Source organism: Helicobacter burdigaliensis (genome assembly GCF_003670295.1).
GTDB lineage: Bacteria > Campylobacterota > Campylobacteria > Campylobacterales > Helicobacteraceae > Helicobacter_D > Helicobacter_D burdigaliensis.
Genome location: NZ_QXJG01000008.1, coordinates 40,340 through 53,245 on the forward strand (window position 1 = coordinate 40,340; position 12,906 = coordinate 53,245).

Below are 12,906 nucleotides of genomic sequence, written 5' to 3' on the forward strand. Positions count from 1 at the left end.
TTAAGGGGAACTTTATGTTAAAAATTGGTGTGTTTGGTGCTAGTGGGCGTGTAGGTAAGCTTGTAGTAGATTTAGCAAGGGATAGCAAAGAATTTAAATTAGAGAGTGTTTATGCAAGAAGAGAGTTAGATTTCTCTATTGATCCTGGAGTGCTGATTACAAGCGATCTAAAAGTCTTATTGCAATCTTGTGATGTGGTGGTTGATTTTACTACTCCAAAAGGAACAGAAAATCTTTTGGAAGTAGCAATAGCAGGGCATCCTAAACCGATTGTTATTGGGACAACAGGGCTAGAAACACATCATGAAAATCTAATCAAGGAAGCTTCTAAGAAGATGCCTATTTTATATGCTTCTAATATGTCTTTAGGAGTGGCTGTGTTAAATAAGGCAATTTCTATGGTGGCTTCTACTTTGAGGGATTTTGATATTGAGATTGTAGAAACACACCATCATTTAAAAAAGGATTCTCCAAGTGGGACGGCTCTAAGTCTAGCAAGAACTTGTGCGGATGCAAGAGGGCTTGATTTGGATAAAGTTAGAATTAGTGGTAGAAATGGAAATATAGGCGAACGCAAAGCAGATGAAATTGGCGTGATGTCTTTAAGGGGAGGCGATGTAGCTGGTATTCATAATGTGGGCTTTTATGGAGAGGGAGAGTATTTGGAGTTTTGCCATACTGCAACTTCAAGAGCTACTTTTGCTAAAGGTGCATTAAAGGCAGCTTTATGGCTAAAAAATCAACCCCATGGACTTTATAGTATTGAAGATTCTCTAAATTTATAAGGAGTTTTGTGGAAACTAGAGATTGGAATGAGGAATGTGCTGTTGTAGGGGTTTATAATGTGCAAAATGCAGCTATTAGTGCATATTATTCACTTTTTTCTATGCAACACAGAGGGCAAGAGGCTACCGGGATTGCAGCAAGCAATGGAGAGAGATTAACCTGTATTAAAAAGCATGGATTGGTTACAAGTGTATTTTGTGATGAAACCTTAAACAAGCTAAAAGGTTTTAGCGCAATAGGACATAACCGCTATTCTACTGCTGGGGAAGATTCCATAGCAGATGCACAGCCTGTTTTTGCTAGATATGATTTAGGTGAAATTGCAATTGTGCATAATGGAAATCTTACAAATGCAAAGCAAATACGCGATGAACTTATCGCAGAGGGTTCTATTTTTCAAAGTCATATGGATACAGAAAATCTTATCCATTTAATTGCAAGATCTAAAAAAGAGGCTTTGATTGATAGGATTAAAGAAGCAGTGTTGCGCGTGGAAGGTGCATTTTGTTTTGTGATTTTAAGTCGCAAAAAAATGTTTGTAATCCGCGATAGACATGGCTTTAGGCCTTTGAGTTTGGGAGAAGTTAAAAATCCTGATGGAAGTGTAGGTTATATTGTTGCAAGTGAAACTTGTGCATTTGATTTAGTGGGCGCAAAATATGTGCGTGATGTGAATGCAGGTGAAATGCTTGTGTTTTCTAAAGAGGGAATGCAAAGCTATGATATTATGCCAAAAAACCCTTATCCTTGTGTGTTTGAGTATGTATATTTTGCGCGTCCTGATAGTCATGTTTTTGGCAGGCTTGTGTATAGCATTAGAAAAGCTATGGGAAGGGAACTTGCTAAAGAAAATCCTATTGAAGCAGATTTAGTTATTCCTGTGCCAGATAGTGGCGTGGCTGCAGCTTTGGGTTATTCCCAAGAGAGTGGAATACCTTTTGAGCTTGGGATTATTAGAAACCATTATGTGGGAAGGACTTTTATTGAGCCTACACAGCAAATTAGAGAATTAAAAGTTAAATTAAAACTAAATCCTATTAGAGAGCTTATTGAAAACAAACGCATAATCGTAATTGATGATTCAGTTGTGAGAGGAACTACAAGCAAACAAATTGTGAAAATTTTAAGAGATTGTGGGGCAAAAGAGATTCATATGAAAATATCTTCTCCTCCTACGATTTCTCCTTGTTATTATGGAGTAGATACCCCAAGCACAAGCGAATTAATTAGTGCTAGAATGAGTGATGAAGAGGTGTGTAAATTTATAGGTGCTGATACACTTTCTTTTCTCTCTTTAGAGGGATTAAAAAGAAGCATAGGAGCAGAGGATTATAAATTTTGTCAAGCCTGTTTTGATGGAAATTACATTGTAAAATTAAAGGAATAGATTTGAAACAAATGCTAACCTTTGGACGCTATTGTAAGCGTCGTTTTGGGCAAAGAGTGCGTAAGGTGCCTATTGCACTTGCTGGTTTTACTTGTCCTAATATTGATGGAAGTGTGGCTAAGGGGGGTTGTATTTTTTGTAAAAATGAAAGTTTTTCCCCTACTTTAGAGCATGAGCCAAAAGCTCCTTTAAAAATTAATCCTAGAATGAGCGAAAATCCGCTTTTGCCTATGCAGTTAAAGCAGTTACACTCACAATATGAATGGCAAAGTGATTTTCATAAAAATAAATTTGGTGTAGGTAAATATATGATTTATTTTCAATCTTTTACAAATACCTATGCACCTTTTGCTACATTACAAACGCTTTATACAGAAGCTTTGAAGTTGCCTAATGTTGTGGGTATGTCCATTGGCACTAGAACCGATAGTGTGAGTTTGGAGATTTTGGATTTGCTTGCAAGATTGCAAGAAGAGAGAGGACAAGAAATTTGGGTGGAGTATGGAATACAATCTATTTATGATGAAACTTTAAAATTTATTAATCGCGGACATACCACAGAGGGAATGGAATATTGGATTAATGAAACTAAAAAAAGAGGTTTAAAGGTATGCTCTCATATCATCTATGGACTTCCAAAAGAAAGTAAAGAAATGATGTTAAACTCCTTAAAACAAGTAATTGATTGGGGGAGTGATGGGATTAAAATACACCCGCTTTACATTATTGAAAAAACGATTTTGGCTTCATTGCACCAAAAGGGCGAATATAATCCTATTACTTTAGTGGATTATATTGATTTAATCGTGCAGTCTTTAAAAATGATACCGCAAAATGTCGTGATTCATCGCGTGAGTGCGGGGGTTAGAAACGATACTCTCATTGCCCCTAAATGGTGTTTTGATAAAAATATTCAAATGCGTTCTATTCGTGATGCTTTGAGGGAAGCTGGGATTGAATATTGATTTAAATTAAGGTTTTTGTTAAAATTTATTTTCAATAAAAAGCAGTAAAAGGAAGTAAGTTGCCAAAAATGACACAAAATGAAAGCTCTACACTAGAGCAAGTTTCTACACAGATAGAAGAGCCTTTCTACTACAAGGTAATTTTATTAAACGATGACTACACAACGCAGGATTTTGTGATTGAAGTTTTGCAGAAGATTTTTGGCAAAAATTTTGAAGATTCGCTTAATTTAATGCTTCAAATTCACCACAATGGTAAAGGTGTATGCGGAATCTATCCTTATGATATTGCAGAAACAAAAGTGGCACAAGTTAGAAGAATGTCTAAAGAAAAGCAATATCCTTTGCGTGTAATTTTAGAAAAAGCCTAAGCAATGATTGAAATTAGCAAAGAATTAAATCTTATTTTGCAGAGTGCGCAAAAAAATGCAAAGGCCTTTAAGCATGAGTATTTAACCACAGAGCATATTTTTTATGAGTTACTTTTTAATGCTAGAATGGTAAAAGTTTTAGAAACCTGTGGAGGAAATATTCATCAAATTAGAGAAAAAATTTATCAGTATTTAGTAAAAAATATTCAAGTAGCAAAAGAAGCAGAACCCATTGAAACTTTAGCGCTCTCGCGTATTATTGAAATGATGATAAGCCATGTTAGAGGTTCGCAAAGAAAAGAAGCGAGCGTGGAAGATTTGCTAGTGGCTATTTTAGAAGAGGATAAAGCATATAGCACACAAGTTTTAAAATCTTTTGGGATTACGCGTTTAGCGGTTTTGGAATACATTACAGATAAAGGTAATTCCAAAGAAGCAAATACAGAAGAAGAAAGCTTTTTAGAAAAATATTGTATTAACTTAAGCAAGGAAGCAAGGGAGGGGAGAATTGATCCTCTAATAGGTAGAGATGAAGAGGTGAAGCGTTGTATGGAGATTTTATTAAGACGCAAGAAAAACAATCCTCTTTTAATAGGAGAACCCGGAGTTGGAAAAACAGCAGTGGCTGAAGGCTTGGCGCTTAATTTAGAAAATAGTCCTTTAAAAGGAAATGAAATTTATGCACTCAATCTTGGTGCATTAGTAGCAGGGACAAAATATAGGGGAGATTTTGAAAAGAGATTAAAGGGATTAAGTGAAGAGATTCTAAAGAAAAAAAATATTATTTTGTTTATTGATGAAATACATACTCTAATGGGTGCGGGTGCAACAAATGGCGGAAGTATGGATGCTAGTAATCTTTTAAAACCCGTTTTGGGCAATGGAAAAATGCGTTGTATGGGTGCTAGCACTTATGTAGAATATAGGAATCTCATAGAAAAAGATAAGGCTTTTTCTAGGCGTTTTGCCAAAGTAGAAGTAGATGAGCCTAGTATTGAAGAGAGTATTTTGATTTTAATGGGACTTAAGAAGCATTATGAAAAACATCATGGTGTAATCTATCCAAAAGAAGTCATTAGGGGAATTGTAGAGCTATCTAGTCAGTTTTTGCATGAGCGTTTTTTGCCAGATAAGGCCATTGATATTATGGATGAAGTGGGTGCAAGTTATAAGTTAGCAGGAAAAAATGGAAAAGTAAGCTTGCAAAGCATCAAACAAATGGTAGCAAAAATGGCAAAATTACCACAAATTGAAGCCACAAAAGATGATAAAAGTTTGCTAAAAACTTTAGAGAGTAAGCTAAAAGCAAGAATCTATGGGCAAGATCAAGCAATTTGTGAAGTTGTCAAAGCATTAAAGCGTAATAAAGCAGGCTTAGGAGCACCTAATAAACCCATTGGCTCATTTTTATTTAGTGGGCCTAGTGGCGTTGGTAAAACGGAGCTTGCAAAGGATCTTGCAAAACTTTTAGGAATTAGTTTTTTTAGGCTAGATATGAGTGAATATATGGAAAGGCATAGTATTTCACAGCTAATTGGCGCTCCAGCAGGATATGTAGGATATGATAAAGGAGGGATTTTAACGGAAATGATAAAGAAAAATCCCCATACACTTTTGCTTTTAGATGAGATTGAAAAAGCACATCCTGATGTGCTTAATCTGTTTTTACAAGTGATGGATTATGCAAAGTTAACAGACAATAATGGAGTAAGTAGTGATTTTTCATCAGTGATTATTATTATGACTTCTAATGTGGGTTCTAAAGAAGCACCTACTCTTGGATTTAATCAAGATGCCACTTTAAAATTTGAAAGAGCTATAAAAGAGAGTTTTAGTCCAGAATTTAGAAATCGTCTTGATGCGATTATCCCTTTTAATGCATTGGGTTTAAAAGAGATTCTAAAAATCGTAGATAAAAATATTTTGGACTTAAATACTCAAATTAGCCAAAAAGGTATTAAAGTGGTTTTAAGTAAAAGTGCAAAGGAATATTTAGCAAAAAATGGCTTTAATGAAGAGCTTGGTGCAAGGCCACTTTATGGGTTAATACAAAAAGAGATTAAAAATCCATTGAGTGATTTTTTATTGTTTGAGAATTTGAAAAAAGATACAGAAATTTTTGTAGATTGCATAGAAAATAGCCTAAAAATCTCCAAAAAGAGTGCAAAATAATGGCATTAGTTTGGGATTTAGAAAAGTATAATGCTGCAATTTACCGCTATGATTCTTTATTAAAAGAAGATTATTTTCATTATGTGATAGAATTAGAAGAAATAGATTTAAATGAATTAAAAAATCTTGAGAAAGAAAGGGAGATTTTAGAGCAAAACACAAGGACATTTTTACAAAAAGGAGTAGGGGTAAATGTTCTTTTGTGGGGTGCTAGAGGTTGTGGAAAATCTTCTTTAGCAAAAGCGATTTTTACAAAATTTATTAAAGAGGGCTTGAGGGTTTTGCAAGTATTTAAAGAAGATTTAAAAGCATTGCCTAAAATTATGGATTTTTTGCGTCAAGAGAGGGCAAAATTTATTATTTTTTGTGATGATTTAAGCTTTGAAGAAGGGGAAGACTATAAGGCTTTAAAAAGTGTATTAGAGGGGAGTATTGAAAGTTTTCCTAAAAATGTTTTGATTTATGCAACTTCTAATAAAAAACATCTTTTAAAAGAAAGCAATGAAGAAAACGATCTTTTTGGTTTTATGGGAAATGATGATAAACTTTCATTAAGCGATAGATTCCCTATAAGCATTGGATTTTATACTTATGGGGCTAAAGAGTATTTAGAGATTTTGCAAGACGAGTTTAAAAAGGGTAGTTTTGGTGGATATAAGTGGGAAGAGATTTCTAAGATTGCTCTAAATTATGCTACCAAAAGAGGCTCTAAGAATCCTCGTATCGCAAAGCATTTTCTTAGCCTTTATAAAAGTGATTTATTAAAATTTATCTAAGGAGGAAAAATGAATAAAAATAGCAATATTAAAAAATGTTTATTTCCAGCAGCGGGTTATGGGACGCGGTTTTTACCTGCTACGAAGTCTATGCCAAAAGAGATGTTACCCATTGTAAATAAGCCCTTAATTCAATATGGAGTGGAAGAAGCTATTGAGGCAGGGATTTTTAATATGGCTATCATCACAGGGCGTGGAAAGAGAGCTTTAGAAGATCATTTTGATATTAGCTATGAGTTAGAACATCAAATAAAAGGCACAAGTAAAGAAAGCTATTTGCAAGAAATTAGGAGGATTTTAGAAGTTTGCACTTTTTCTTATACAAGACAAATGGAAATGAAAGGCTTAGGGCATGCAATTTTGATGGGAGAAAATTTAATAGGAAATGAGCCTTTTTGTGTAATTTTAAGTGATGATTTGTGCGATAATGAGGGAGAGGGTGTATTAGCACAGATGTGTAAAATTTATGAAAAATATAAATGCTCTATTGTCGCAGTGGAAGAAGTGGAAGCAAAAGAGGTGAGTAAATATGGTGTGATTGCAGGTAGAGAGATTGATAAAGATGTGTTTGTGGTGGATAATATGATAGAAAAACCTAGCATTGAAGAAGCACCAAGCAATCTTGCTATTATTGGACGCTATATTTTAACTCCTGATATTTTTGAGATTTTAAAGAAGACAAAACCGGGCAAAAATGGTGAGATTCAAATCACTGATGCACTTTTAAGTCAGTGTCAAAGCGGAATGGTTTTAGCCTATAAATTTAAAGGTAAGCGTTATGATTGTGGAAGTGTAGAAGGGTTTGTGGAAGCTACAAATATATTTTATGAAAAATATAAAAAGAATAAGGCCTAAATTTGTATAACTTAGATTTTTATTTTTTTGTTTGGGTGTTGATGATTGTTGCATTAATGCCTTTTGTGTTGCTTGTAGGCATTGTGATTGTAATGCAAAATATTCAAGCTTATCTTGAAGAACAAAGGAAAAAAGAAAATCTATTAAAAAATATCGTGCATTTAACCTCTGTTTTAAAAGGCACGCCTAGCGAGGATGCAGTGCAAGAAGTTTTAGAAGCATTTAAAAATTATTTTAATCCTTTTACAAATTATAAAAAAGAGAGTAAAGAATACCAAGAAAGAATGGATTTTATCTCTGCTCTTGCATGGTGTGCTAGTGTGGATATTGATAGCATTGTAAGATATAGAGAAGAGCTTGTAAAGCTTAATCCAAGCTATAAAAAAGAAATTGAAACAACGATTGGTTCTGCATTGAAAAATCGTGAATCTAATGAAAAAAAGAAGAAATAAATTAAAAGGAGAAGTATGGATTTTTTAAGTTGTGAGGGTGGAAAGAGATTGCAAGGTTCTATTAATGTTTCAGGTGCTAAAAATTCCGCTTTGCCTTTAATTGCAATGGGATTGTTAGCAAAAGATAGCATTGTATTGGATAATTTACCTAATGTTGTGGATGTAAAAACTTTTCTTTCGCTTTTAGAGATATTGGGTTGTAAAGTAGAAAAAGAGGGAGAACATTTAGCAAGAATCCATACTTTAGAGCTTCATAGCACCAAAGCAGTTTATGATATTGTGCGTAAGATGAGGGCTTCTATCTTGGTTTTGGGACCTCTTTTGGGCAGGTTTGGACTTTGTGAAGTGAGTTTGCCAGGGGGTTGTGCGATTGGTGCAAGACCTGTGGATTTACACATTAAAGCTTTGGAGAAAATGGGAGCAAATATTAGAATTGAAGGGGGATATATTGTTGCTGAAGCAAAGCATGGGCTAAAAGGTACAACGATTAATTTTGATAAAATCACAGTTACAGGGACAGAAAATATCTTAATGGCTGCAGCAATGGCAGAGGGCAAGACAAAGATTTTAAATGCAGCAAAAGAGCCCGAAGTAGTGCAGCTTTGTGAGGTATTACAAGAAGCAGGGGTGGAGATTAGCGGAATTGGAAGCGATGAATTGGTTGTATATGGCACACAAATGCAAGGATTGGATTTTAAAAAGACAATTCATGTAATCCCTGATAGAATAGAGGCAGGAACTTATCTATGTGTAGGGGCAATTTGTAATTCTTCTATTACATTGCACAAAGTAAATCCTCATCATTTAGGTGCAGTAATTTCAAAGCTAGAAGAGATTGGTTTTAAAATTGTAGCAGATGAAGAGAGTATTAACATTTATCCTGCTAACAAAAGGAGTGCTTTTGAGATTTCTACCGCAGAATATCCAGGATTCCCTACAGATATGCAAGCACAATTTATGGCTTTAGCTACACAATGCGAGGGGACAAGTATCATTCAAGAAAGGCTTTTTGAAAATCGTTTTATGCATGTGAGTGAGCTTCAAAGAATGGGAGCAAATATTAACTTGCATGGTAATAGTGCTAGTATTCATGGAGAAAGTGAGCTTTATGGTGCAGATGTAATGGCGACAGATTTGCGTGCTTCTAGTGCATTAGTTTTAGCAGCATTAGTTGCAAAAGGACAAACAAAGATTCATAGAATCTATCATTTAGATAGGGGCTATGAAGCATTAGAAACAAAGCTTAGCAAACTAGGTGCAAAAATCGTGCGAGAAAGTGAATGAATAGTCCTCATATTTCTGTTTTGCCTTGTGAAGTTTTGCAAAGTTTTGATACTCCTTTGGTGCATAAAGGAGGAATTTTACTAGATTGCACACTAGGTTTTGGTGGGCATACTTCTATGCTTTTAAAAGCTTATCCAAAATTGCAAATTATTGGCATTGATAAGGATAGGGAAGCATTAGAATTTTGCAATGAATTTTTAGCTCCTTTTAAAGATCGCTTTACTCCACTTTATGGAGATTTTAGTATAAAGGCGTTGGAGATTTTAAAAAAAGAAAAGTTAGTGGGAGTTTTGGCGGATATTGGGGTGTCTTCCTTGCAATTTGATAAAGAAGATAGGGGTTTTAGTTTTAAATCTAATACGCTTGATATGCGTATGGATAAAAATAAGTCTTTGAGTGCAAAAGATATTATAAATTCTTATTCTCTTGTAGAGCTAGAGAGGATTTTTAGAGATTATGGCGAGATTAGGGAATATAAAAAATTAGCAAGATTAATTGTAGAGTGGAGAAAAGAAGCAAAGATTATAAGTGCACAAGAGCTAAGTTCTAAAATAGCTATGCATTTTAAAGCTAGTAAAATTCACCCTGCTACTTTAGCTTTTCAGGCTTTAAGGATTGAAGTCAATGATGAGTTAGGAGAACTTGAGAGATTATTGCGAGGAATCTTTGAAAATCCTTTACAGAAGGGCGCTAGAGTAAGTATTATTTCTTTTCATTCTTTAGAAGATAGAATTGTTAAGGAGCATTTTAAAAGGTGGGAGAAATCTTGTATTTGCCCTATGAATGTAATGCGTTGTGAGTGTGGAAACAATCATGCACTCGGCAAAAGCATATATAAAAAACCTCTTATTGCTACAAGTGAGGAAAATATGAAAAATCCTAGAGCAAGAAGTGCAAAGCTAAGGACTTTTGAATTTGGAAAATAGAGAGAATAACTTTTATGAAGAGTTGCGTCTAAAAGAAGCAGATAGAATACAAAAGGTAGGCTTTTTTGCACGAATCTTTGGAAAAGATTCTAAAGGAGAAGGGGAAAATTTAGAGTTTTTAGAAGAACGCTATGGTAAGGAAGTTTGGGAAGAGAATCAAGAAGAGAGTATAGAATCTTTTGATGAAGATTTGATATTGCCTACTTATAAAGAACAACAAGAAACTTTAGAGCAACAAGAAGAGGGCACTTCGCTAAGTGTGGCTGAAAAGGAAGAAATCTTAGAAGAAACAGAGGAGCAAAATTTATCTTTTGGGTTCGTGGTTTTTGCACTTATTGCTATTTTCTTAGCGTTTTTAATCTTTGTGCCAAAGATTTATATCCGCAATAATATCTATTATTCTAGTAGAAATATTATTCAACTGCAAGCACAAATGTCTTCTTTAAGTGAAGAAAATAAATTTATAAAATCACAATTAGAGGATATTAAATTTAAAAATCTCACGCATGAGCTAGATTTTTAAGGTTGTTTAGTTTTTTGGAGTTTGCTTTCTAAATCTTTAAACCAATTTGTATAGGCTTGGATATTTTTTGCTTCTTCTTGTGTGGGATTGTTAAAAAAAGTTAGCTCTTCTCTTTTGGCGTTAAATTCTTCGCAAATCCATTTAAGTTGTAAAAATTCTTGCTCGGTTAGGCTTGTTTGATTTAAGAGTGCTAGTGCATTTTTATAAAGATTTTCTGAGGATTCTAAAAATTTTTGGATTTGTATTCTTTGTTTGGCTTGGCTAGAGATAGAAAAAGCTTTTTTATTATATAAATCCTCTTTTAGCGCATCATTTGCAAGTGTATAAGCAAGTTCATAATTTTGCTTTGTATAGGCTTCTTTTGCATCATTTGCAAGTTTATAAGAGGGTGAGAAGAAAAAATAATAAACAAGTCCGCAAAAAAGAAGCAGAATAAAGGCTTTAAAATACATGGATTAAAATTCTTCCATTTTGGAGAGTATGAGTTTTTTAGCTTCCTCTTCATTTAAACCCTTGATATAAAAAGGTTCTAAGGCAATATGCTTAATTTTGCTAAATGGTTTTGGGATTTGAAATTTGTCCCAGCTTTTTAGATTCCAGCAATTTTGTGCAAGAGTGCGAAAAACCACTATGGGCTTATTGGATTTTTGCGAAAGCATTAAGATACCATTTGCGATACTATGATAAGGGCCTCTAGGGCCATCAGGAGTTACGACTACAACTTCCCCTTCTTGAAGCTTTTTAATACCGCTTAAAAGCACCTTAATCCCTCCTTTAGAAGAAGAACCACGCAGAGATTCTATGCCAAAAAACTTCATAATATTGCTAATAATATCCCCATCAAAATGATTGGAAATTAAAACATAAGCGGTTCTATTTTTACAAAAATGTTTAAATAAAAAGGGTTGCAATAAAAGCTCCCCATGCCAAAATGCAATAATAAAAGTATCTTTTTGGTTGTGTTCTTTTAAACTACTTGGAATCTCATAGGAATGGCGATAGGTAAAATGCAATAGCCTTATTAAACAATATAAAAAGGGAGGAGCAAGAGTGGCAAAAATCTTTCTACTAAGCTGTTTTAGATTCATTCGATCAATTCACCTATAAGTTGCGCTCCATTGATTTTACAAATACGCACAGGGAGTATTTTACCTACAAGATTGTTAGGAGAATGGATTCTTAAAAGTTTGTTATTATCGCTTCTGCCTTCAAGTAGTTTATTCTCCTCATCATAGCTTTCAATTAAAACAGAATGAATTTGGTGGAGAAGTTTTGCATTATCTTCTTGTAAAATAGCTTTATGCCTGTCTTTTAAAGTAGCAAGGCGTTCTTTGGCTATTTCTTCATCCACTAAGCCTTGAAAGTTTTCATCTTCACACCAAGTGGCTGCTTCTGTGTGAGGGCGTGAAGAGTAGATGAAGCTATAAAGTGTATCAAAACGCACTTTTTCTAACACATCTAAAGTGTCTAAAAAGTCTGCTTCACTTTCAGTGGGAAAGCCTACAATAATATCTGTCCCTATGCTTAAGTTAGGCACTAAAGAGCGCATTTTTTCTACACGATTTAAAAACCATTCTTTAGTGTATCCGCGTTTCATTTTTTGTAAAATTGCACTAGAACCGCTCTGCAGTGGCATATGAATAGCTTTGCAAATTTTTCTATTGGTTGCAAACTCTTCTATAAACTCATCGTCCATATGCAAAGGGTGAGGAGAGGTGAAGCGGATTCTTTCTAATCCATTGATTTGCGAGATCTCATGCAAAAGTTGTGTGAAATTGATTTTTTTATGATCTCCACTAAAGCGTCTTCCATAATTATTGACATTTTGCCCTAAAAGCAAAATCTCTTTTGTGCCATTATCTACTAATCTTTTAGCTTCATTTAAAATAAGCTCACTTGGGATAGAAATCTCATTACCTCTTGTGTGGGGGACAATACAATAGGTGCATTTTTTATCACAACCTATAGAGATATTAATCATTCCTTTTAGATTAGAGTTTTGTTTTTGACTAAAGACATAGGAGCTATCATCATAATCAATATCTACCCAAGCTACTCTATCTTTGTGAATAATTTGCGAGATTTTAGAAACATTTCTAGCGCCTAGCACAAAATTCACATTTTTAGAACGCTTTAAAATTTTATCTCCTAAATGGCTAGCAGTGCATCCACATACGCCGATTTTTGCATCTTGTTTTTTGATTTTAGAGTATTGTCCTATTTCTGAAAAAAGCTTTTTTTCTGGTTTTTCGCGGACGCTACAAGTGTTGATTAAGATAAGGTCAGCTTCTTTTGGGTTGTCTGTAAGAGAGTAGTTTTCTTTTTCTTCTAGTTCTGCGATGATATGCTCGCTATCGCGTTCATTCATCGCACAGCCTAGAGTTTGGATATAGAGTTTTTTACTCAAAA

14 protein-coding genes are annotated in these 12,906 nt (G+C 34.2%); 11 read left to right on the plus strand and 3 right to left on the minus strand.

Annotation, left to right across the window (positions count from 1 at the left end; genetic code table 11):
- Positions 1–14 precede the first annotated feature (14 nt).
- The 11 genes from dapB (at position 15) to EBF09_RS09340 (ending at position 10,497) form a co-directional block, all read left to right on the plus strand.
- A complete protein-coding gene (dapB, locus tag EBF09_RS04595; RefSeq protein ID WP_121763962.1) occupies positions 15–785 on the plus strand; it encodes a 4-hydroxy-tetrahydrodipicolinate reductase in 771 nt (256 codons plus the stop codon).
- Positions 786–793: 8 nt separating this feature from the next.
- Positions 794–2,173: an amidophosphoribosyltransferase gene (purF, locus tag EBF09_RS04600; protein ID WP_121763963.1), complete on the plus strand. Its 1,380-nt coding sequence runs from the start codon at positions 794–796 to the stop codon at positions 2,171–2,173.
- Between the two features lie 11 nt (positions 2,174–2,184).
- Positions 2,185–3,138 (plus strand): TIGR01212 family radical SAM protein, encoded by a 954-nt coding sequence (locus tag EBF09_RS04605; RefSeq protein ID WP_198672537.1) that lies wholly within the window; start codon positions 2,185–2,187, stop codon positions 3,136–3,138.
- Between the two features lie 68 nt (positions 3,139–3,206).
- Positions 3,207–3,509, plus strand: coding sequence for an ATP-dependent Clp protease adapter ClpS (gene clpS / locus EBF09_RS04610; RefSeq protein ID WP_121763996.1), 303 nt, complete (start codon positions 3,207–3,209; stop codon positions 3,507–3,509).
- A 3-nt stretch (positions 3,510–3,512) separates the two neighbouring features.
- Positions 3,513–5,681, plus strand: coding sequence for an AAA family ATPase (locus EBF09_RS04615; protein ID WP_121763965.1), 2,169 nt, complete (start codon positions 3,513–3,515; stop codon positions 5,679–5,681).
- On the plus strand, positions 5,681–6,457 hold the full coding sequence (locus EBF09_RS04620) for a DUF815 domain-containing protein (protein ID WP_121763966.1): 777 nt from the start codon (positions 5,681–5,683) through the stop codon (positions 6,455–6,457). Before EBF09_RS04615 ends, EBF09_RS04620 begins: the two co-directional genes overlap by 1 nt.
- A gap of 9 nt (positions 6,458–6,466) precedes the next feature.
- Positions 6,467–7,312 carry a UTP--glucose-1-phosphate uridylyltransferase GalU gene (gene galU / locus EBF09_RS04625; RefSeq protein WP_121763967.1) on the plus strand — a complete coding sequence of 282 codons (846 nt, stop codon included), beginning with the start codon at positions 6,467–6,469 and terminating at the stop codon, positions 7,310–7,312.
- 2 nt (positions 7,313–7,314) lie between these two features.
- On the plus strand, positions 7,315–7,764 hold the full coding sequence (locus tag EBF09_RS04630) for a hypothetical protein (RefSeq protein WP_121763968.1): 450 nt from the start codon (positions 7,315–7,317) through the stop codon (positions 7,762–7,764).
- Between the two features lie 15 nt (positions 7,765–7,779).
- Positions 7,780–9,048: a UDP-N-acetylglucosamine 1-carboxyvinyltransferase gene (gene murA / locus EBF09_RS04635; RefSeq protein ID WP_121763969.1), complete on the plus strand. Its 1,269-nt coding sequence runs from the start codon at positions 7,780–7,782 to the stop codon at positions 9,046–9,048.
- Positions 9,045–9,974 carry a 16S rRNA (cytosine(1402)-N(4))-methyltransferase RsmH gene (gene rsmH / locus EBF09_RS04640; protein ID WP_121763970.1) on the plus strand — a complete coding sequence of 310 codons (930 nt, stop codon included), beginning with the start codon at positions 9,045–9,047 and terminating at the stop codon, positions 9,972–9,974. The genes murA and rsmH overlap by 4 nt, the downstream gene beginning before the upstream one ends.
- The gene (locus EBF09_RS09340; protein ID WP_232817656.1) at positions 9,964–10,497 is read left to right on the plus strand and encodes a hypothetical protein; all 534 of its coding nucleotides are present in this window, start codon (positions 9,964–9,966) and stop codon (positions 10,495–10,497) included. Before rsmH ends, EBF09_RS09340 begins: the two co-directional genes overlap by 11 nt.
- Here the strand turns inward: EBF09_RS09340 and EBF09_RS04650 are convergent.
- The 3 genes from EBF09_RS04650 to miaB are packed head-to-tail and all read right to left on the minus strand — an operon-like array spanning position 10,494 to position 12,904.
- On the minus strand, positions 10,494–10,949 hold the full coding sequence (locus EBF09_RS04650) for a hypothetical protein (RefSeq protein WP_121763971.1): 456 nt from the start codon (positions 10,947–10,949) through the stop codon (positions 10,494–10,496). The two genes, EBF09_RS09340 and EBF09_RS04650, sit on opposite strands and share 4 nt — an antisense overlap.
- Before the next feature lie 3 nt (positions 10,950–10,952).
- Positions 10,953–11,585: a lysophospholipid acyltransferase family protein gene (locus EBF09_RS04655; RefSeq protein WP_121763972.1), complete on the minus strand. Its 633-nt coding sequence runs from the start codon at positions 11,583–11,585 to the stop codon at positions 10,953–10,955.
- Positions 11,582–12,904 (minus strand): tRNA (N6-isopentenyl adenosine(37)-C2)-methylthiotransferase MiaB, encoded by a 1,323-nt coding sequence (gene miaB, locus EBF09_RS04660; protein ID WP_121763973.1) that lies wholly within the window; start codon positions 12,902–12,904, stop codon positions 11,582–11,584. Before miaB ends, EBF09_RS04655 begins: the two co-directional genes overlap by 4 nt.
- Positions 12,905–12,906 lie beyond the last annotated feature (2 nt).